This is a genomic window from Caballeronia temeraria (genome assembly GCF_001544795.2).
GTDB lineage: Bacteria > Pseudomonadota > Gammaproteobacteria > Burkholderiales > Burkholderiaceae > Caballeronia > Caballeronia temeraria.
On sequence record NZ_FCOI02000005.1, the window covers coordinates 1 to 20,844 of the forward strand.

Here is a 20,844-nt window from a genome sequence, read left to right on the forward strand (position 1 = left end):
CGAAAATGAAACCAGAAATTCGGCTCAAACCGCTCAAAAAGGACGTTGAATTGCATTGGGCTTGCACAATGCGAAAACCTCGCGGCGAAAGCCTTGTGATTGGAGCGAGGCCGCTTCAGCTCGAGTGTATTTCAGCGGCCTGCTAAGTGGTTCTATTTTGAATATTGAAATGGCTCCACATTGTAGAACCGTGGCGGTCTATAGTTATCGCAGGCAGTGGAAAAAATTTCCGGGCGTCGCAAGGCGTTCGGCAGCAACAGGGTTTTTCCGAAGGAGACACGGAAGATGAAATCCGATCAGGTGATCGTCAGCTTTCGCGGCGTTCGAAAGACGTACGACGGCGAAACGCTCGTCGTCAAATCGCTCGATCTCGACATCTATCAGGGCGAATTTCTCACGCTGCTCGGGCCGTCCGGCTCAGGCAAGACGACCTGCCTCATGATGCTCGCGGGCTTCGAGTTCCCGACCGGCGGCGAGATCTGGCTCGACGGCAAGCTGCTCAACAAGGTTCCGCCGCACAAGCGCGACATCGGCATGGTGTTTCAGAACTACGCGCTCTTTCCGCATCTGTCGGTGCAGCAGAACGTGGAATATCCGCTGACCGTGCGCAAGATGTCCGCCGAGGAACGCGCGCATCGCGTGAACAACGCACTCAAGATGGTGCGCATGGAAAGCTTCGCGAAGCGTTATCCGGCGCAGCTTTCCGGCGGCCAGCAGCAGCGCATCGCGCTCGCCCGCGCGCTCGTGTTCGAGCCCAAGCTCGTGCTGATGGACGAGCCGCTCGGCGCGCTCGACAAGCAGTTGCGCGAGCACATGCAGATCGAACTCAAGGCGCTGCACGAAAAGCTCGGCGTCACCTTCGTCTACGTCACGCACGATCAGGGCGAAGCGCTCACCATGTCGGACCGCGTCGCCGTATTTGACAAGGGCATCGTGCAGCAGCTCGACACCGTCGATCACCTGTACGAAGCGCCGTGCAACGAGTTCGTCGCGAACTTTATCGGCGACAGCAACCGGCTGCGCGGCACCGTGGAACAGATTCAGGGCGATTTCTGCGAGATCCGCCTGGCCGACGGCACGCGCGTCTCCGGGCTCAATGTCGCGAACGCGAAGCCGGGTGCGGCGGCCATCGCGTGCATTCGGCCTGAGCGCATGAAGCTCACGCAAGGCAACGGCCACGCGAACGGCAACATCAACGCGCTGTCCGGCGAAGCGAAAAGCCTCATCTATTTCGGCGATCACGTGCGCATGCGCTGCGGCGTGCGCGAGCAGGACGAATGCTTCGTCAAGGTGCCGCTCGGCACCGCTGCGCTCGATGGCTTCACGCCCGGCGCGCCCATCGCGCTTGAGTTCGCGCCCGAACATCTGCGCGTATTCGCCTGAGCTTCCAACCGTAGTCCACTGACAAAACCAAGTCGAAGAAGAGAGGAAACCATCATGAAGAAGTTCGCACTGTGTTCCGTGGCGGCTGCGCTCGCATGCGCGTCGGCGATGTCGGGCGCGGCGGAGATCACCGTCGTCAATTTCGGCGGCGCGAACGGCGACGCGCAGAAAGTCGCGTTCAATCAGCCGTTCGAGCAGTCGTCGAAGAACAAGGTCACCGCCGTCGAATACAACGGCGAGCAGGCCAAGGTCAAGGCGATGGTCGAAGCGAAGCACGTGAACTGGGACGTGGTCGAAGTCGAATCGGGCGATCTCGGCCGCGGCTGCGACGAAGGTCTCTATGAAAAGCTCGACTGGTCGAAGATCGCGAAGAAGTCCGATCTCGTGCCGGAATCGCCGCAAACCTGCGGCGTCGGTTTCTTCGTGTGGTCGACGGCGCTCGCCTACAACGGCGACAAGCTGAAGAGCGCGCCGGCAGGCTGGGCGGACTTCTGGGACACGAAGAAATTCCCCGGCAAGCGCGGCATGCGCAAGGGCGCGCGCTACAACCTCGAATTCGCGCTGATGGCCGACGGCGTCGCGCCGAAGGACGTCTACAAGGTGCTCGGCACGAAGGCGGGCGCGGACCGCGCGTTCAAGAAGCTCGACGAGCTGAAGCCGAATATCCAGTGGTGGGAAGCCGGCGCGCAACCGCCGCAGTTTCTCGTCGCGGGCGATGTCGTGATGTCCACCGCGTATAACGGCCGGATCGACGCGGCGCGCAAGGAAGGCAAGAACCTGAAGGTCGTGTGGAACGGCAGCATCTACGACCTCGACTACTGGGCGATTCCGAAGGGCTCGCCGAACAAGGACGTGGCGCAGCAGTTCATCGCGTATTCGGTGTCGCAGAAGCCGCAGGAAACCTACGCGAAGAACATCGCGTACGGCCCGGTGAACAAGGCCGCGATCTCCGCGCTCGACGCGAAGATCAAGGCCGACATGCCGAATTCGCCGGAGAACGCGAAGAACGCGGTGCTTCAGGACATGGCGTTCTGGACCGATCACGGCGACGAACTCGAGCAGCGTTTCACCGCGTGGGCGTCGAAGTAAGCACTGGGCAGGTCGACGGTCGCGCTTCGCTGCGAAGCGCGGCCGCAAAGAAGGAGACACAAGCGTGAACACCATGACGATCCCCGCGGAAGAATCGCGCGAATCGAGCGCCCGTCTGAAGCGCGAACTGAAGATCGCCGATGCGAAAAAACGCGCCATGGCGCTCGCGCTGATCGCGCCGCTCGCCATTTTCCTGTTTCTGATTTTCGTTGTGCCGATCGGCGCGCTGCTCACGCGCGCCATCGAAAATCCCGAAGTGGCGAACGCGCTGCCGCACACCGGCGCCGCGCTCGCGAAATGGGACCGCAAGACGCCGCCATCGGACGAAGCCTACGCCGCGCTCGCACAAGACCTGACAGCGATCTCCGACGGCGAATCGATGGGCGCCCTCGCCCGCCGGCTCAACACCGAGATTCCGGGCTACCGCTCGCTGGTCGCGAAAACCGCGCGCGCGATGCCGCTCGCCGGCGACGACGGCAAGCCGCTGCCCGCCGCGCAGGTCAAATCGAAGATCATCGAAATCGACGAACGCTGGAACGATCCTGCTTATTGGCAGGCAATCGCGAAAAACGCGGGCCGTTATTCGCCGTTTTATATCCTCGCGTCGCTCGATCACAAGCAGGACGGCTTCGGCAGTATCGTCCATTCGGACCCGGATCAATCGATCTATCTCAACGTTTTCGGCCGCACTTTCGTGATCGGCGTCGGCGTGACGCTGTTCGCCTTGCTGCTCGGCTATCCGCTCGCCTACTGGATCTCGACGCTGCCCGAGCGCCGCGCCAACCTCGTCATGGTGCTCGTGCTGATTCCGTTCTGGACGTCGGTGCTGGTGCGCGTCGCCGCGTGGATCGTGCTGCTGCAAAGCGAGGGGCTCGTGAACACGGCGCTGATCGGCGTGGGGCTGATCGGCTCGCCGCTCGCGCTGCTGTTCAACCGCGTGGGCGTCTACATATCGATGACGCACATTCTGCTGCCCTTCATGATCCTGCCGCTCTACAGCGTCATGAAATCCGTGCCGCCTACGTTTCAGCGCGCGGCCGTGTCGCTCGGCAGCCATCCGTTCGCCGCGTTCTGGCGCGTGTACGTGCCGCAGACGTATCCCGGCATCGGCGCGGGCGTGCTGCTCGTGTTCATTCTCGCGATCGGCTACTACATCACACCGGCGCTGCTCGGCGGCCCGAACGATCAGATGGTCAGCTATTACATCGCCTATTTCACCAACGTGACGATCAACTGGGGCATGGCCTGCGCGCTCGGTGCGCTGCTGCTCGCCGCGACGCTGCTGCTCTACATCGTCTACGGACGCTTCACGCGCTCGAACGTGAGCCTGGGGTAAAGAAAGATGAAACTCGCCAAACCGATGTTCGCGCCGCACACGTCCGCCATCGAGCGCATCTGGTATTTCGCGTTGCGCATCCTTTGCGTGCTGACGTTGCTGTATCTGATCCTGCCCGTGCTCGCGATCGTGCCGCTGTCGTTTTCGTCGAGCACGTTCCTCGTCTACCCCATTCCGGGCTGGTCGATGCGCTGGTATCACAACCTCGTCATGTCCGACGAGTGGCGCATGGCGGCAAAGAACAGCTTTATCGTTGCGCCGTCCGCGACGCTCGTCGCGGCGATCCTCGGCACGCTCGCGGCCGTCGGGCTCACGAAGGCGAATTTCATCGGCAAAAGCGTGCTGATGGCCGTGCTCATCTCGCCGATGATCGTGCCGGTGATCGTCGTGGGCGTCGGCATGTATCTGTTCTTCGCGCCGCTCGGCATCGCCAATACGTATTTCGGGCTGATTCTGGCGCACGCGGCGCTCGGCGTGCCCTTCGTGGTGACGACCGTCGGCGCGACGTTGCAGAACTTCAATCACAATCTCGTGCGCGCGAGTCAGTCGCTCGGCGCGAGCCCGCTCAGGACGTTCTTTCGCGTGACGCTGCNGGTCATCGCGCCGGGCGTGATTTCGGGTGCGCTGTTCGCGTTCGCCACGTCGTTCGATGAAGTCGTCGTCACGCTGTTTCTCGCCGGCGCCGATCAGACGACGCTGCCCCGGCAGATGTTTACCGGTATCCGCGAAAACATCAGCCCGACGATCGCGGCGCTCGCGACGATTCTCATCGTGTTCTCGACGAGTCTCCTGCTCGCGCTGGAGTGGTTGCGAGGCCGGGCGGCGGCGCGCGCGGTCGCGTAGTTTGAACCGACAAATCGCGAAAATCAGGAACAAATCCCTTGAGAACGCGGGTGATTGCGGTCAAAAGCGCGATCCCCGCCACGCCGCAACGACCTTACGAATGGCTTGACCGCCCGCCCATCAAGGCGCAGCCGAGGGGTTTGTGTGTTGCCGCCCGATTATTCGCGCGAACGGGATAGTGTATTCACTGATGCAGTATTTATCGGAATATGCTTAATGACGTACGTTCTAGGTCGAGTCAAAGCCTGGAACAATGCCATGACAGCTTTTTCGAAAAGAGCGGACCCGTGGTCACAGACGGTTCACCTGCTCGAGGCGATGCCCGTAGACATCGCCCGCACCGCACCATCCCAGAAAACCGCGCGCGCCGAGAGCGCGTTTCTCGAACGTTTGACCCGCGACTGGAATCGCACGCATCCGCATCATTCGGATGACCGGCTGCCGTTCCCGCAAGCCATCGTGCGCGTGATCGAGCGTCCGAGCAGCGCAACCGCGCTCGTCTACTGGTCCGATCCCGGCACGTGCCACTACGGCTATCAGGGCTGGCGCGCGACGACGGCGACGGCCGAAGGCGTCTGCTCGCTGTCAGGGATGCCGATTCATCGCGGCGACCAGATTTATCGGCCGTCGCAGCGCGATCCGAAGCCGCAAAATGCGTCGGCGATGATTCTCGCTGCCGCAATGCCTCAGAACGCCGAGGAAATGGAAGTCGACCTGCACGACTGACGGCATCGCGACAAGCAAATGGCGGCGGGACCGATGACGGTCCCGCCGCTCGCGTTCGGGCGCTCAATAACCGACTGTGATGCGCTGCCTGATATGCGCGTCGCGGTCGAATTGGTCGAGGAAGGCGATCGCGTAGTCGTCGAAGGAAATCCAGCTTCGGCCACTGTTGTCGACGAGCAGTTCATCCACGCCGATGCGGAATTTCTGGGTGCGCGCGCCCGGCACGAATTCGGCGGACGGAGAAACGAAGGTCCAGTCGATGTCGCGCTCGCGGCGTAAGGCATCGAGGAACGCCGCGCCCGCCGTGGCTTCCGGCTTGTAGGCGTCCGGAAAATCCGGCAAATCCAGCACGCGCTGACCGGGCGCCGCGTACAAACTGCCCGCGCCGCCCACGACCAGCAAGCGCCGCACGCCCGCGCGCTTCACCGGCTCGACGATCGCGGGCTCGGATACCGTGGCAAAGCGCGTTGCGCTGAACACGGCATCGTGGCCGGCGAGCGCGGCCGCGAGCGCGTCGGAATCCAGTACATCGACGTTTTGCGCACTGACGCCCTCGCGCGCCCCGAGCGCGGATGTGTCGCGCGCGATTGCGGTGACCGTGTGTCCGCGCCGCAACGCTTCTTCGAGCAGACGGCTGCCGACATGTCCCGTTGCCCCGATGATCGCAATCCTGCTCATTGGCAATCTCTCCTTTTCGTTCACGACTTTCCTGGCGATATCGACCGATCGTCCGGTTCATGATAAAGGGAAATAAACCGTGCCACAGCCGCCGCTTTCCATACAGTTTCTTTCCTGACAGGACGCAATCAGAGAATTCATTGGCGCACGGCAATTATTAAAAGCATACGTGGCATCGTATTGTCATGCAATTTTCGGGCCGATTTTCCGGCTTTGCAGCAATGTCGACATGCCTTTGTCATATTGAAAGAGCGCTTCCGAACGCGCGCGACGCCATTAAACTAGAGGCCCCGCACTCTTTCGAGTTGCGCGACAGCGGCGATTACCGGCGCGCCGCGCGCAGCAATTTCGGAGCGAGTTTTGAAAATCAAAGTCGCCAAAATGTCATGACATTGGTTTATATTGCAGTTCCTCGCCGCTCCATTACCGGAAGGAGTTAATCGTGAAGAATCCGCAATTGCAGGGTGCCATCGAAGGACGCGACAATCCGGCAGGCGAAACCGCCTACGAACCGATTCCGGTTCGCGCTGTCCCCAAGGAGTCCGCCGACGAACCCGGCTACTCCGATTCGCTGGACATTCCGCTCAATTACGGCATTGTGATGGACGCTGTTAGGGACGCCGTACGCGCGAATCCCTGAACGTTCAGGACATCATCTAAAGCGCCTCGATCGAGGCGCTTTTTTTTCGTCCATACGATTACCTTGCGACCGTTGCCTGCGAAAGGCAAATGCCTGCCCCAAGGCCGCTTTAATCAGATGAAACAAGGATTTAGGCGGATCGGCATTCGGACTGTTCCACCAAAAGTCAATCGGTGTGAATCAGAGCCAACGCCCCGCTGCTCTGCATTAACAGGATGGTACACTGCGCCTCCGTCAAGGCCCGGCGAGCCGCGCCCGAATGTTAAGACAAAAACGGTTGTCCAGATTTCGTCCATACAGCCACGCATCGAAAGCCCGAATTGGGCCGCCTGCAGTGTCCTGTTCGCCTGATTCGACGCAAAATCTCCTGCTAGTCTTTCCACTGGCGAAAATAATCGCATTGAAGTAAGTTCAGACGTGTAATAGCGCCTGGACAAGCGCCCGCATCGATGATCTCGGGTCGATAAATCCCGGCGCGGACGTACATTCGACCGATCAACCAGGCGCTGTGTCTCACGCGCTCCCGAACAAAACATGGCCGCTATTTTCGATTACCTGTTGGACAGTCAGATTTCCCGGCAGTGGCGTGGCCTTCTGGCCGCTCTCGCGGACGAGTTCGAAGCGCAGATCGGGCGCAATGAACTGCGCCAGTTGATGCACCGCGTAGGCAGCCGCTTCGCCGAAGCCCGGCCGCTGCCGGCCTGCGATTCGACGGCGGCCCTCGCCGACGCGCTGAACGCAGTGTGGCGCGACACCGACTGGGGCTTCGTCGAACTCTCTGACGAGCGCGACTATCTGAGCATCGTGCATTACTGCGCGCCGCTGCCCGCCTTCGGCGAAAGCGCCCTCGCGTGGACGCCCGCGTTCCTGGAAGGCGCGTATCAACAGTGGCTCGCCGCGCTCGGCGCGCAAGGACTCGCGATCCAGCAGGCGAGCGAGTTCGGCGACGACGCAGCCGTCGAATTCAGGCTCGCGCGCGTCGCGGCCTGAATCGGCTTCAGAAGTTTGCGACCGCCGCCTCGATGCGGCGGCACCGAGCGCCCCGGCGGGCGCCTCAACAACAAGCAGCACCGGCCAGGCATCAGGAATCGGCACGACGAGGAAGCGGCATCATGAATACTTCGCGCGACATCGAGAAGCTCTTCGATCATTTCGGCGGCAATGCAGGTGATTATCAGGAGATCGGCCGGGAGAACGAGGCCAGGACGGCCCGCACCCGCTGGCCGCTGCTCGCCACGCTCGATTTTGCCCAGCCCGCCATTCCCGAGATCGCACCGCGCCGCGACGTGCAGTTGAACGCGACGCGGCCGCATCCGGACGAGCCATCGGCCCAGCCGGCCGACAAGCCCACGCCGATTCATCGCGGCCGGCAGCCGCTGTTCACGCGGCCGCATCGCCGTACGATTCCGGCGGTCAATCCGCCTGCCGCCGAGTCGTTGAGCGCGTTGCGCTTTTCGGTGCTCGGTGAAGCGGCTTCGACCGAAACCGGAACGATTCCGGATTCGGCGAGCGTGCCCAAGGCAAGCGTGCCGCCGGTTCACACGCCGGTCGCGCCCGTCGAATCGAAACCCGTGGCGAACGACGCCAGCACGGCCGCTGCACAAGCCTCACGTCCGGCGGCCACGTTCGGATCGAGCCTTCTGGCGCGTCGCGCGCCCGCGCACGTTCCGCCGATGACGCCCGCTCCCCCGGCGCCCGCACCCGCGCCCGCCGCGCAGCAATCGATCCTCGGCAAGCTTTTCAAACCGCAAGCGCAGCACGCCCCGAGCGCGTCCGCGAACTCGCTCGACGCCATGTTCGAGCGCCTGCGCCACGCCCGTCCGCAAGCCGACGAACCCACGAACACGCCAGCTCGCGCGAGCCGCCTCTCACGCTCATGAAAGTCATCACGGTAGTTTCCGCGAAAGGCGGCGTCGGCAAGACAACGCTCGCCGCCAATCTGGCCTCGGTGCTCGCCGCGCGCCACCGTCGCGTGATCGTGCTCGATCTCGACCCGCAGAACGCGCTGCGCCTGCACTTCGGCATTCCGCTCGACAGCATCGACGGCATTTCGCGCGCGACGCTCGCCGGCGATCCGTGGCAAACCGTGATGTTCGACGGCGTCGACGGCGTGACCGTGCTGCCCTACGGCGCGGTGATCGAGGACGACCGCCGCCGCTTCGAGGCGCTCGTCGACAACGATCCCGCGTGGCTCGCGCATGCGCTGCAGTCGCTCGCGCTCGATGCCAACGACATCGTGATCGTCGACACGCCGCCGGGCTCGTCCGTCTACACGCGCACCGCGCTGACGGCGGCGAACTTCGCGCTGAACGTGGTGCTGGCCGATGCCGCGTCCTACGCCGCGATCCCCGGCATGGAGCGCATGATCGACGCCTACGCCGCGCCGCGCGCCGACTTCGCGGGTCAGGGTTACGTCGTGAATCAGGTCGATCAGTCGCGCCAGTTGAGCAAGGACGTGCTGAAAGTGCTGCGCAACATGCTCGGCACGAAGCTGTTCCCGGGCGTGATCCATCAGGACGAGGGCGTCTCCGAATCGCTCGCGTGCGACACGACGCTCATTCACTACGACCCGCTCTCGCAAGCCGCCGCCGATCTGCGCGCGTGCGGCGAGTGGCTGCTCTCGGCCGTCGATGCGATGGCCGCGTCGCCGAGGAAACTCGCATGAGTTCCGCCAAGATTCCCTCGCCCGAAACCGAGGTGAGCGTCGCAACCTCGCGTCTCGAACGTTTCGTCGATGCAGGCATCTGGGGCAGCCGGATCGTCGTGGTCCTGCTCACGCTCTTCGCCGTGTTCGCGCTGTACTTCGTCGTCACGGTGCCGCTCGCGTTCGGCCAGCAACTCGCTTTCGCGACGATCTGCTTCGTCTGCGCGCTCGGCTTTCGCCGCCTGCAAGGCCAGTACGCGACGCTCGTCATGATCATGCTGTCCGTGGTCGCGTCGGGCCGTTACATGTTCTGGCGTCTCACCGAAACGACCTACTGGGAACGTCCGCTCGACGCCGCCTGGGGGCTTCTGCTCGTCGCCGCCGAAGTCTATGCGGCCCTCGTGCTGTTGCTCGGCTACTTCCAGACCGCCTGGCCGCTGAAGCGCAAGCCGCTGCCGCTGCCGGCGGACCGCAGCCAGTGGCCGACCGTCGACGTCTTCATCCCGACGTACAACGAGCCGCTCTCGGTCGTGAAGCCGACGATCTACGCGGCGCTCGCGCTCGACTATCCGAGCGACAAACTCGCGATCCACGTGCTCGACGACGGCCGCCGTCCCGAGTTCAAGACGTTCTGCGAGGAAGTGGGCGTCAACTGGACGATCCGCACGCACAATCGTCACGCGAAGGCGGGCAACATCAACGAGGCGCTGAAGATCACCAAGGGCGAATTCCTCGCGATCTTCGACTGCGATCACATTCCCACGCGCTCCTTCCTGCAGATCTGCCTCGGCTGGTTCGTGCGCGACAAGCTGCTGTCGATGTTGCAGACGCCGCACCACTTTTTCTCGCCCGATCCGTTCGAGCGCAATCTCGGCACGTTCCGCAAGGTGCCGAACGAAGGCGAGCTGTTCTACGGCCTCGTGCAGGACGGCAACGACCTCTGGAACGCCACGTTCTTCTGCGGCTCGTGCGCGGTGCTGCGCCGCTCGATGGTCGAAGAGATCGGCGGCATCGCGGTCGAAACGGTCACGGAAGACGCGCATACCGCGCTCAAGCTGCATCGGCTGGGCTATACGACGGCGTATCTGGCGATTCCGCAAGCGGCGGGTCTCGCCACCGAAAGTCTCTCCGGTCACATCGGGCAGCGCATCCGCTGGGCGCGCGGCATGACGCAGATTTTTCGCATCGACAATCCGCTCACCGGCCGTGGCCTCAAGATCGGCCAGCGGCTGTGTTATCTCAACGGCATGCTGCACTTCTTCTACGGCGTGCCGCGTCTCGTGTTCCTGACCGCGCCGCTGTCGTATCTCTTCTTCGGCGCGCATGTGATCGAAGCGGCGGCGAGCACCATCGCGATCTTCGCGCTGCCGCATATGATGCACGCGAGCATCACCAATTCGCGCATGCAGCGCAGCTTCCGCCATTCGTTCTGGGCCGAAGTGTATGAATCGGTGCTCGCGTCGTACATCACCGCGCCGACGCTGCTCGCCGTCATCAACCCGAAGCTCGGCAAGTTCAACGTGACGGCCAAGGGCGGGCAGATCGCGAAGGACTATTTCGACTGGTACATCTCGCGGCCGTATCTGTTCCTGCTGCTCTTGAATCTGCTCGGCTTCGTCGCGGGTATCGTGCATATCGTCATCAACTGGCATATCCGCAGCGAAGTGAACACGACCATCCTCAACCTCTGCTGGACGGTCTACAACATGCTGATCCTGGGCGCATCGGTGGCGGCGGCGAGCGAGCGCAAGCAGGTGCGGGCGACGCATCGCGTGACGATGAAAATGCCCGTCATGCTCAAGTTCTCGACCGGCCGCACGCTCGCCTGCGAGACCATCGACTATTCGGAAGGCGGCGTCGGCGTCGCGCTGCCGAGCAAGATCGAAGTGCCGATGCACGAGCGCGTGACCGTCTCGCTCTTTCGGGGCGACGAGGAATATGCGTTCCCGGCGACGGTCGGTTATACCGAGCCGGGGCGCGTCGGCCTGCGCTTTTCGCAGCTCACGCGCGAACAGGAATACGACTTCGTCAAGACGACTTTCGCGCGCGCGGACGCCTGGACCGGATGGTCGGAGGGACGCCGTCCGGATACGCCGCTGCGCGGCCTGTCGCACGTGCTGCTGGTGGGCTCGCGCGGCATCGGGGGATTGTTCGAGCACTTGTACAGCGACCTTCGGACCTGGATGACCAAGCGCCCAGTCGACGTGAAGAAGCTGAAAACCAAAGACCAATAAAAATGGGCATCGGTATGTCGAAGTTGCGCGTTGAAAAAGAAACGGGCGAGCGCGCGCCACGTTTTTGCGAAAGACCCTTTGCACGCGCGCTGGCCGTCTTCGTGGCCTTGCAGACGGCGCTCGCGGCGCCGTTCGCGTCCATCGCGGCAGCGGCCACCGCCGACGGTCCCGCACCGCAGGCCACCGGCGTCGGCGCCGTGCCCGCGCCGAGCCCCGCCGTCGTCTACAACCCGGCAGCGATCCAGCAACCGCCGCTCGCGATGCCCGTGCCCGCGTTCTCCGGCAAGCCCGAGAAGCCGCTCACGTCGCGCATTCCGACGACCGCCGATCCCGGCACGCTCGTGCCCGACGGCCGCCGTCAGACGCTGACTTTCGCCGATTACGGCGCGCTCGATCCGCTGCAATTGCGCGGCACCGACGGCCAGAACGGCATCGCGTTTTCGGTGCGCGGCGACGAAGTCGTGACCGGCGCGATCCTGCATCTGATCTACAGCTATTCGCCGTCGCTGCTGCCGTCGATATCGCAACTGAAGGTGCTCATCAACGGCGAAGTGGCCGCGACGCTGCCCGTGCCGAAAGAGCAGGCCGGCACGCTGGTCGCGCGCGATGTGGCGATCGATCCGCGCTTCATCACCGAGTTCAATCACCTCAACGTGCAGTTGATCGGCCACTACACGCAGCAGTGCGAGGACCCGTCGAACTCGACGCTCTGGGCGACCGTCAGCAACGCGAGCTCGCTCGATCTCACGTATGCGTCGATCGCGAACAAGCCCGATCTCGCCGCGCTGCCGCAGCCGTTCTTCGATCGCCGCGACGTGCGCCGCCTCGAACTGCCCTTCGTGTTCGCCGGCAAGCCGAGCCTGCCGACGCTCGAAGCGGCCGGCACGGTCGCGTCGTACTTCGGCTCGCTCGCGGGCTATCGCGGCGCGATCTTCCCGGCGCAGACCGACAACGTGCCGCTCTCCGGCAATGCCATCGTGTTCGCCGTGGGCGATGCGAAGATCGCGGGCGTCGACATTCCGCCAGTTTCCGGTCCGACGATCGCGCTCGTCGAACGCGATGCGAACGCGCGCGGGCGGCTGCTCCTCGTGCTTGGCCGCGACGACAACGAGCTGAAGATCGCCGCGAAGGCGCTGGGCGTCGGCCAGAACACGCTGTCCGGCACGAGCGCGACGATCACGCAGTTCAACGACCTGCAGCCGCGCCGCCCGTACGATGCGCCGAACTGGCTGCCGACCGACCGCCCCGTGCGCTTCGGCGAGCTTGCGGAAGCGCGCGATCTGACCGCCTACGGCTACGACGCCGACGCCGTGCGCGTGAACCTGCGCGTGCCGCCCGATCTCTTCATGTGGCAGACGAAGGGCGTGCCGATCGACCTCGGCTATCGCTACACCGTGCGTCCCGCGCCGGACCGCTCGTCGCTCAATATCAGCGTGAACAACGGCTTCGTGCAGTCGCTGCGCATTCCGGCCGTATCGACGTCGACGTTCGATCTCGGCCACTACTTCAGCCGTGTGATGCCGGACAAGACCGTCGCCGCGCGCCGCGAGATCTATCTGCCGCCGCTGCTCATCACGCCGCGCGCGCAGCTGCGCCTGCACTTCTATTACGACATCCCGAAAACCGGTGAATGCCAGGGCCGCGTGCTCGATAACGTCGTCGGCGCGGTCGATCCGAATTCGACTATCGATCTGTCCGGTTTCCCGCACTACATGGCGCTGCCCGATCTGGCCGCGTTCGCCAACGGCGGCTTCCCGTTCACGCGCATGGCCGATCTGTCGCAGACGGCCGTGGTGCTGCCGAACGAGCCGAACTCGGCCGACTACAGCCTGTATCTGCTGGAGATGGGCCGCATGGGCGCATCGACGGGTTATCCGGTGACAGGCGTCACGGTCACGAGCGCGAACGATGTCGACCGTTTCGCCGACAAGGATCTGCTAATTCTCGGCTCGCCCGGACGTCAGCCGCTGCTGCAACGCTGGGCGAAGAGCATGCCCTTTTCCGGCGACGGCGACGCGCGCACCTTCCAGCTCTCCGATGTCGCGTTCAAGCTCGTCGACTGGTGGCATGGCGAGCAAGGTCCGGAACGCTCGCCCGCGCGCGCGGATCTGTCGCTCGTCAGCTCGAACGGCGACGCGCTCCTGACGGGCTTCGAATCGCCGCTGAAGAGCGGGCGCAGCGCAGTGGCGCTCATCAGCGCGGCGGGCCAGTCCGACGCCGATCTTTCCGCCGCCCTGCTCGACAACGATCTGCTGCCGTCGATTCAAGGCGCGATGGCCGTGATCCACGGCCGCACCGTGACGGTCACGTCGAACGGCGAGGCATATTACGTCGGCCATCTGTCGCCGATGCACTACATGCGCTGGGCGCTCTCGTCGCATCCGCTTCTGCTGGTGCTGGGCGGCGTGTTCGCCGCGCTCATCATCGCGGCTCTGTTCTACCGTACGTTGCGCTCGATCGCCGCGCGACGCCTGAGGGACTGATATGCGGGTATCCACCGCCAAGTTTTTCGCTGGTGCAATGATTGCCGCGTCCGCGGCGGGCGCGGATGCGGCGCAGCAATGCGACTGGACCGCGTATCGGCTGTTCGTAGAGCGCGTCGTTCAGGCCGATGGCCGCGTGGTCGACCGCTCGACCGACGCGCAGCAAACGACCTCCGAAGGCCAGTCCTATGCGATGTTCTTCGCGCTCGTCGCCAACGACCGCGCGACTTTCGACCGGCTGCTCGCGTGGACGCGCACGAATCTGTCGGCCAATCAGTTCGATTCGAGCAATCTGCGCCTGCCCGCGTGGCAATGGGGCAAGAAGCCGGACGGCTCGTTCGGCGTGATGGACCCGAATTCGGCATCGGACTCGGATCTGTGGATCGCCTACGATCTCTTCCAGGCCGGGCGGCTGTGGAAGGAGCCGGCCTACACGAAGCTCGCCTACGCGCTCGCGACGCAGATCGTGAAGCAGGAAATCGTCGATCTGCCGGGCCTCGGACCGATGCTTTTGCCGGGGCCGCAAGGCTTTCGCATTGGCGACGTGACGCGGCTGAACCCGAGCTATCTGCCGCTGCCGATTTTGCGCGGCCTCGCGCACGAGATGCCCGACGGCCCGTGGACGAAGCTCGCGCAGAGCGCCGCGAAGATGATCAGGGTGACGTCGCCGCGCGGCTATGCGCCCGACTGGGCGGCCTATCAAAACGGCCAGTTCGTCGTCGATCCGAAGAACGGCGATGCCGGCAGTTACGATGCGATCCGCGTCTATCTGTGGGCCGGCATGACATCGAGCGGCGATCCGATCGGGCACGCGTGGCTCGATGCGCTCGGCGGCATGCGCCAGAGCGTCGCGCAGACGGGCTTTCCGCCCGAAAAGGTCAACGTGACGACCGGCGCGGCCACGGGCGAAGGTCCGCTGTCCTACTGGGGCGCGCTCGCGCCGTATTTCAAGGCGCTCAACGACGAACGCGGGCTGGGCCTCGCGCGCACGCATCTCGAAGCGCTCGTCGCCCCGCCGGGCGCGGGACGCGAGCCAGTCTACTACGATCGCGTGCTCGGGCTCTTCGGCGGTGGTTTCGTCGATGGGCGCTATCGTTTCGACGACAACGGCCGCCTCGTGCCGAACTGGAGAAGCGCATGCTGATCCAGACCAGAAAACGCGTGATCGCGGCGCTGATCTGCGCCGCGCCGGTGCTGACATTCGCGCAGGCCGCCGCCGATCCGCTGACCGTGCTCATCGATCAGGGCAAATACTGGCAGGCGCACAAGCGCGGCGACCTCGCGGAACAGGCGTGGCAAAAGGTGCTGCGCATTAATCCGAAACAGCCCGACGCGCTCTTCGGCATGGGCATGGTGCTCGCCGATCGCAAGGACGGCAGCGGCGCGCAGCAGTATCTCGCGCAGTTGCGGCAGGTCGCGCCGAATTATCCGAACATCGACGAGCTGGGCCGGCGCCTCGGCGAAACCAGTTCGCGCGATCAGACCGTCAACGACGCACGGCGTCTCGCGCAAAGCGGGCAAAGCGCGTCGGCGGTGCAGGAATACAAGCGCGCGATCGAAGGCAAGCCCGCGACGCCCGGACTTCAGCTCGAGTACTACCAGGCGCTCGCCGCCACGCCGCAAGGCTGGGACGAAGCGCGGCGCGGCCTCGAACAACTGGCGCGCGAGAATCCCGACGAGCCGCGCTATCAGCTCGCCTACGCGCAGCATCTGACGTATCGCGATACGACGCGGCGCGACGGCATCGCACGGCTCGCGAAGCTTTCGGGCGACAGTTCCGTCGGCGCGGACGCGAAAAAGAGCTGGCGGCAGGCGCTTTTGTGGCTCGGCGCGCGCGCATCGGATGCGCCGCTGTATTAGGCGTATCTGCAAGTCGCACCCGACGACGCCGCCGTGAAGGCGCGCTTCGATTCGATGGTGCAGCAGGACAAATCCGCCCGCGAGCGCTCGCAGGCCGACGCCGCCGTCGACGCGCGCGGACGCACCGTCGCGGAAGGTTTCACCGCGCTCGATCGCGGCGATCTGGTGACGGCGCGCGCGCGCTTCTCGTCGGTGCTCGCGAGCAATCCGAACGACGCCGACGCGCTCGGTGGCATGGGCGTCGCGTCGCTCAAGCAGGAGCGTTTCGCGGAAGCGCGCACGTATCTTGAGCGCGCGTCGCGGGCGGGCAATCCGGCGCGCTGGAAGGACGCGCTCACGAGCGCCACGTACTGGACCTATACGAGCGATGCCATCGGCGCGCGCAGCAACGGGCAGATCGCGCAGGCGAAGGCGCTGTTCGAGCGCGCGATCGCCGTCGATCCGTCCGATGTCACCGCGCAAGTGCTGCTCGGCGAAATGCTGCTCGCGAACGGCGATCCGCGCGGCGCGGAAGCCGCGTATCGCATGGCGCTGCGCCGTCAGGCCGACAATCCCGATGCGATCCGCGGACTCGTCGGCGCACTGGCCGCGCAAGGCCGTGGCGACGAAGCGCTCGAATTCGCCAATCGGCTGAACACGGAACAGCAGGCGAAAGCCGGTGGCATCAACAAGCTGCGCGGCGAGGCGCAGGCGGCACAGGCGCGCGCGGCCGAAGCGCGCGGCGATCTGGGCGCGGCGCGCAGTCTCTTCGAAGACGCGCTGCTCAACAATCCCGACGATCCGTGGCTGCGGCTCGATCTCGCGCGCATCTACGTGCGTCAGGGCGCGGTCGGCAATGCACGCAGCATGATGGACGGCCTGCTCGCCACGCACCCCGACATGACCGATGCGCTCTATGCAAGCGCGTTGCTTTCCGCCGAGACGCAGGACTGGTCGGCGGGACTCGCGCAGCTCGAGCGCATTCCCGAGGCGCAGCGCACACCGGCGATGACCGCGCTCCAGCATCGGCTGTGGGTGCAGCAGCAGGCCGAACTCGCGACGCGCACCGCCGCCGCGGGCCAGCGTCAGCAGGCGTTCGCGATCCTGCGCCGCGCGGAACCCGTCGCCGCGGGCAATGCGGAACTGATGGGCGCGGTGGCATCGGCTTATGTGAAAGCGGGCGATCCGGCGCGGGCGTTGTCGCTCGTGCGCGGCGCGATGGCGCAGGCGCCGAACGATACCGGTCTGCTGCTGCAATACGCGGGCATTCTGTCGGCGACGCAGCAGGAAGCCGAACTCGGCTCGGTGATGCGCCGTCTTCAGTCGATGCCGCTCACCACGCAACAGCGCGCGGACTTCAACAATCTGAACGTGGGCATCGTCGTCGCGCGTGCGGATGTCGTGCGTCGACAAGGCGATCTCGCCGCCGCCTACGACGTGATCGCGCCGTGGCTCGCCGCAATGCCCGACAACGCCGATCTGCAAGCCGCGCTCGGACGCATGTACACATCGGCGGGCGATGACCGCAACGCGCTCACGTGCTACCAGAACGCGCTGTCGCGCCGTCCCGACGATATCGGTTTGCAGACCGCCGCGATGTCGGCGGCGAGCGGCGTGCGCGATTTCAAGCTGGCCGAAACCTACGCGAATCAGGCGTATGAAGCCGCGCCAAACGATCCGGGCGTGCTCGCCGCGATCGGCCGGATGTATCGCGCACAAGGCAAGCTCGACCTCGCAGCGCAATTCCTGCAGCGTTCGCTCGTCGCGGCCAACACGCCTGCGCCAGTGGCGTCGGCTCAAGGTCGCGGCAACGTCCCGCCGGGCTGGGAAACGGCGATGAGCCGCATCGGCTCGAATCCGCTGCCCGGCACCAATCCGTTCGCAGGCAAGACCGCCGTCGATACGGCGTCGAACCCGGCGCTCGCATCGGGCGCGTCTTATCGACAGGCCCTTCCTCAGAGTTATTCGCAGCCCGTGCCGAACTATCTGCCGCCTCCCCAGCCCGCGCCATACACCACGCCGTACGTCGCGCCGTCCTCCGCTCCCGCGACGATGCCCAATGCCGCGCCGCGCTCGGCGTCGGGCGGCGGTTATGGGCCCGACATGTACGGCTCGGGGCAATCGGGTGCGCCGTTGCAGCCGTACCCGGGACAGGACGCGGGGTATCAGCAGCAGCAGTATCAACAGCCGCCGTATCCGCAGCAGCCGTATCAGCAGCAACCTTATCCGCAGCAGCAGCCCTACGCCGCGCAAGACCCGTATTCGGCGCCTTGGCCGATGTCGCCCGGCGCGCGCGAGGCGCAATCGAACGCGTACACGCAGCCCCCGCCCGTGGCGAGCACGAAGAAGAAGCCGGCGTCATCGCGCAAGGCCACGGCGGCGCGTCCCGTCGATCCGTACGCGTACGGCGCGCCCCCGCAGCAACAGCAGCAGTACGCGCAGGCGCCGTACGGCCAGCAGCAGCCTTATTACCCGCAGCCGCAACAATACGCGCCGCCGCAGTACGCACCGCAGCCGTACGCACCGCAGCAGTACATTCCGCAGCCGCCCGCGGGCTATGCGCAGCCGTACTATCCGTCGCAGGCGCAGCCCGCGCAGCGCGCCGCCGCCGCCGCGACGATGAGTACCGGCGGCGTGCCCGCGCCGGTCGCGAACTCGCAGACGGCGGGCGTCGCGGAAGAGCTCGCGCAGATCAACCGCGAGCAGGCGAGCACGATTTCGGGCGGCCTCATCTTCCGCAGCCGCGACGGCGAAGACGGCCTCTCTAACCTGACCGATATCGAAGCGCCCATCGAAGGCCGCATCAAGGCGGGCAACGGCCACGTGATCGTGCGCGCGACGCCCGTCACGCTCGATGCCGGCACCGCGAGCAGCGAGCCGAACACGCTCGCGCGCTTCGGCTCCGGCCTCGGCGCAACCGCGACGCCGCCGACCAACAACTACGGCTCGCAGACGGCGACGGGCGTGGGACTGTCGCTCGGCTACGAGAATCGCAACTTCAAGGGCGATGTCGGCACGACGCCGCTCGGCTTTCGCGAAACGAATGTCGTCGGCGGGCTGCAGTATCAGAACGCGATCACCGACAAGGTGTCGTATTCGCTCGCCGTCGCCCGCCGCGCCGTCACCGACAGCCTGCTCTCCTACGCCGGCACGCGCGATCAGGGCGCGAACCTCGAATGGGGCGGCGTGACATCGACGGGCGCGCGCGCCGACCTCGGCTGGGACGACGGCACGAGCGGCGTCTACGTGATCGCCGCGTATCAGTTCCTCGACGGCAATCAGGTCGCGACGAACAACGCGGTGAAGGGCGGCGGCGGCATCTACACGCGCATCATCAAGGATCCGGACCAGACGCTGACCGTCGGCGCGAACACCACGCTGATGCACTACGACAAGAACCTGTCGTACTTCACGTACGGCCAAGGCGGCTATTTCAGCCCGCAGCAGTATGTGATCCTGAACTTCCCGGTCGAATACATGGGCCGCACGGGGCTGTTCACGTACGACCTGAAGGGCTCGATCGGCGTGCAGCATTATCGACAGGATGCGTCGGACTATTTCCCGACGAACGCCACGTATCAATCGAGAGCCGCAAGCTCCGGCGCGACGCCGGACGCGGGCGCGGTCTATCCCGGCCAGAGCAAGACGGGCGTGTCGTACTCGCTGAGCGCGACGGGCGAGTACCAGCTCGCGCCGCAGCTCGCTTTTGGCGCGACGGCGTCGTTCGGCAACGCGTATCAGTATCGCGAGTGGCTCGCCGCCGTGTACGTGCGCTACAGCTTCACGCGCCAAGGCAGCGCGCAGCCGATCTTCCCGCCGCAGGCGTTCAGCTCGCCGTATCTGTCGCTGTCGAACTGATGTTCTTGCACGCGTGCGCCGCTTGCGGCTAGGCTTGAGGCCACTGCCGCAAGCGGGCGCACCCGCAAGACCCATCGATGAAAACGCAAAGCGCGCTCGTCGCGAACAACGACCAATTCCTGCGCGACTTGCAGTTGTTCTGCATCGTCGCGCGGCGTTCGAGCTTCATCGCCGCCGCCACGGAAACCGGCATCTCGCCGGCGCACGTCAGCAAGCGCATCGCGATGCTGGAGACGAGTCTCGGCGTCAGGCTCTTCACGCGCACGACGCGCCGCGTCTCCATCACGAGCGACGGCGAAGCGGCCTTCCAGTGGGCGCAGAAAATTCTCGACGACGTGCAAGGCATGGCCGATGCCTTCGCCGGCCTCGACGATCCGCGCGGCCTGCTGCGCATCGGCACGAGTCTGCGGCTTGGGCGCGAGCACGTTTCGCCCGCGCTCACGCTGCTGCGGCGCCGGCATCCGGGGCTGGAAATCTGGCTCGAACTGCTTGATCGGCGCGTGGATCTCGTCGGTGAAAACTTCGATATCGATATTCGCGTCGGCGAAGTGCTGGAGCCGCATCTGATCGCGCACAAGATCGTCGAAAGTTTTCGCGTGCTCGCCGCCGCGCCCGCGTATCTCGAACGGCGCGGCATGCCGAAAACGCTCGCGGAACTCGCGCATCACGATTGCCTGCTTTTTCGCGGACGCGATCAGCGTTTCGGCGTCTGGCGGCTCGCCGGACCGAACGGCGAGGAAAGCGTGAAGGTGACGGGGCCGATCGCATCGAATCACAGCGACATCGTGCGGCAATGGGCCGAGGAAGGCTTCGGCATCGTGATGTGCTCGATCTGGGACGCCGCCGCGAGTCTTCAGAACGGCAGTCTCGTGCCCGTGCTGCCGGCGTATCGGCAGCGCGCGGACGTGTGGGCGGTGACCTCGGCGCGCTCGTCGCATTCGGCGAAGATCCGCGTGTGCATCGAATTTCTCAGGCAGCAGTTGACGAGCGGTCCTTATGCGCTCGTGACATCGGGCGTCGCGGGTTTCTGACGCATCTTCCGAACGGTAAAAAGACCGTTCCGGCACGGTCCGTAATCTTTTTCGATCCTC

15 protein-coding genes and 1 pseudogene are annotated in these 20,844 nt (G+C 64.9%); 15 read left to right on the forward strand and 1 reads right to left on the reverse strand.

What is annotated here, in order from left to right; translation table 11 throughout:
- Nucleotides 1-285 precede the first annotated feature (285 nt).
- The 5 genes from AWB76_RS09280 (at nucleotide 286) to AWB76_RS09300 (ending at nucleotide 5,377) form a co-directional block, all read left to right on the forward strand.
- A complete protein-coding gene (locus AWB76_RS09280) occupies nucleotides 286-1,383 on the forward strand; it encodes an ABC transporter ATP-binding protein (protein WP_061160151.1) in 1,098 nt (365 codons plus the stop codon).
- 54 nt (nucleotides 1,384-1,437) lie between these two features.
- The gene (locus AWB76_RS09285) at nucleotides 1,438-2,472 is read left to right on the forward strand and encodes an ABC transporter substrate-binding protein (protein ID WP_061159871.1); all 1,035 of its coding nucleotides are present in this window, start codon (nucleotides 1,438-1,440) and stop codon (nucleotides 2,470-2,472) included.
- A gap of 64 nt (nucleotides 2,473-2,536) precedes the next feature.
- Nucleotides 2,537-3,808 (forward strand): ABC transporter permease, encoded by a 1,272-nt coding sequence (locus AWB76_RS09290; protein WP_061159872.1) that lies wholly within the window; start codon nucleotides 2,537-2,539, stop codon nucleotides 3,806-3,808.
- A gap of 6 nt (nucleotides 3,809-3,814) precedes the next feature.
- Nucleotides 3,815-4,651, forward strand: a complete 837-nt coding sequence (locus AWB76_RS09295; RefSeq protein ID WP_061159873.1) for an ABC transporter permease — start codon at nucleotides 3,815-3,817, stop codon at nucleotides 4,649-4,651.
- A gap of 258 nt (nucleotides 4,652-4,909) precedes the next feature.
- Complete coding sequence (locus AWB76_RS09300) at nucleotides 4,910-5,377, forward strand: DUF3331 domain-containing protein (RefSeq protein ID WP_244173286.1); 468 nt, start codon at nucleotides 4,910-4,912, stop codon at nucleotides 5,375-5,377.
- A gap of 63 nt (nucleotides 5,378-5,440) precedes the next feature.
- Here AWB76_RS09300 and AWB76_RS09305 read toward each other — a convergent pair whose 3' ends face one another.
- Entirely contained in the window at nucleotides 5,441-6,055 is a 615-nt protein-coding gene (locus tag AWB76_RS09305) for an NAD(P)-dependent oxidoreductase (RefSeq protein WP_061159875.1), read from the reverse strand.
- 185 nt (nucleotides 6,056-6,240) lie between these two features.
- On the opposite strand from AWB76_RS09305, the gene AWB76_RS41545 reads away from it, so the two are divergent.
- The 10 genes and pseudogenes from AWB76_RS41545 (at nucleotide 6,241) to AWB76_RS09350 (ending at nucleotide 20,784) form a co-directional block, all read left to right on the forward strand.
- Nucleotides 6,241-6,495, forward strand: coding sequence for a hypothetical protein (locus tag AWB76_RS41545; RefSeq protein ID WP_167357742.1), 255 nt, complete (start codon nucleotides 6,241-6,243; stop codon nucleotides 6,493-6,495).
- A gap of 2 nt (nucleotides 6,496-6,497) precedes the next feature.
- Nucleotides 6,498-6,695, forward strand: coding sequence for a hypothetical protein (locus tag AWB76_RS09310; RefSeq protein WP_061159876.1), 198 nt, complete (start codon nucleotides 6,498-6,500; stop codon nucleotides 6,693-6,695).
- A 534-nt stretch (nucleotides 6,696-7,229) separates the two neighbouring features.
- Complete coding sequence (gene bcsD / locus AWB76_RS09315) at nucleotides 7,230-7,685, forward strand: cellulose biosynthesis protein BcsD (RefSeq protein WP_061159877.1); 456 nt, start codon at nucleotides 7,230-7,232, stop codon at nucleotides 7,683-7,685.
- Between the two features lie 122 nt (nucleotides 7,686-7,807).
- A complete protein-coding gene (gene bcsP / locus AWB76_RS09320; RefSeq protein WP_061159878.1) occupies nucleotides 7,808-8,575 on the forward strand; it encodes a cellulose biosynthesis protein BcsP in 768 nt (255 codons plus the stop codon).
- Entirely contained in the window at nucleotides 8,572-9,360 is a 789-nt protein-coding gene (gene bcsQ, locus AWB76_RS09325) for a cellulose biosynthesis protein BcsQ (RefSeq protein ID WP_061159879.1), read from the forward strand. The genes bcsP and bcsQ overlap by 4 nt, the downstream gene beginning before the upstream one ends.
- Nucleotides 9,357-11,573 carry a UDP-forming cellulose synthase catalytic subunit gene (gene bcsA / locus AWB76_RS09330; RefSeq protein ID WP_061159880.1) on the forward strand — a complete coding sequence of 739 codons (2,217 nt, stop codon included), beginning with the start codon at nucleotides 9,357-9,359 and terminating at the stop codon, nucleotides 11,571-11,573. Before bcsQ ends, bcsA begins: the two co-directional genes overlap by 4 nt.
- A gap of 2 nt (nucleotides 11,574-11,575) precedes the next feature.
- On the forward strand, nucleotides 11,576-14,056 hold the full coding sequence (gene bcsB / locus AWB76_RS09335; RefSeq protein ID WP_096031272.1) for a cellulose biosynthesis cyclic di-GMP-binding regulatory protein BcsB: 2,481 nt from the start codon (nucleotides 11,576-11,578) through the stop codon (nucleotides 14,054-14,056).
- Between the two features lie 37 nt (nucleotides 14,057-14,093).
- The gene (gene bcsZ, locus AWB76_RS09340) at nucleotides 14,094-15,200 is read left to right on the forward strand and encodes a cellulose synthase complex periplasmic endoglucanase BcsZ (protein WP_244173287.1); all 1,107 of its coding nucleotides are present in this window, start codon (nucleotides 14,094-14,096) and stop codon (nucleotides 15,198-15,200) included.
- Nucleotides 15,194-19,753: pseudogene (locus AWB76_RS09345) on the forward strand (cellulose biosynthesis protein BcsC). Before bcsZ ends, AWB76_RS09345 begins: the two are co-directional and overlap by 7 nt.
- Nucleotides 19,754-19,830: 77 nt before the next feature.
- Nucleotides 19,831-20,784: a LysR family transcriptional regulator gene (locus tag AWB76_RS09350; RefSeq protein ID WP_061159882.1), complete on the forward strand. Its 954-nt coding sequence runs from the start codon at nucleotides 19,831-19,833 to the stop codon at nucleotides 20,782-20,784.
- Nucleotides 20,785-20,844: the final 60 nt, after the last annotated feature.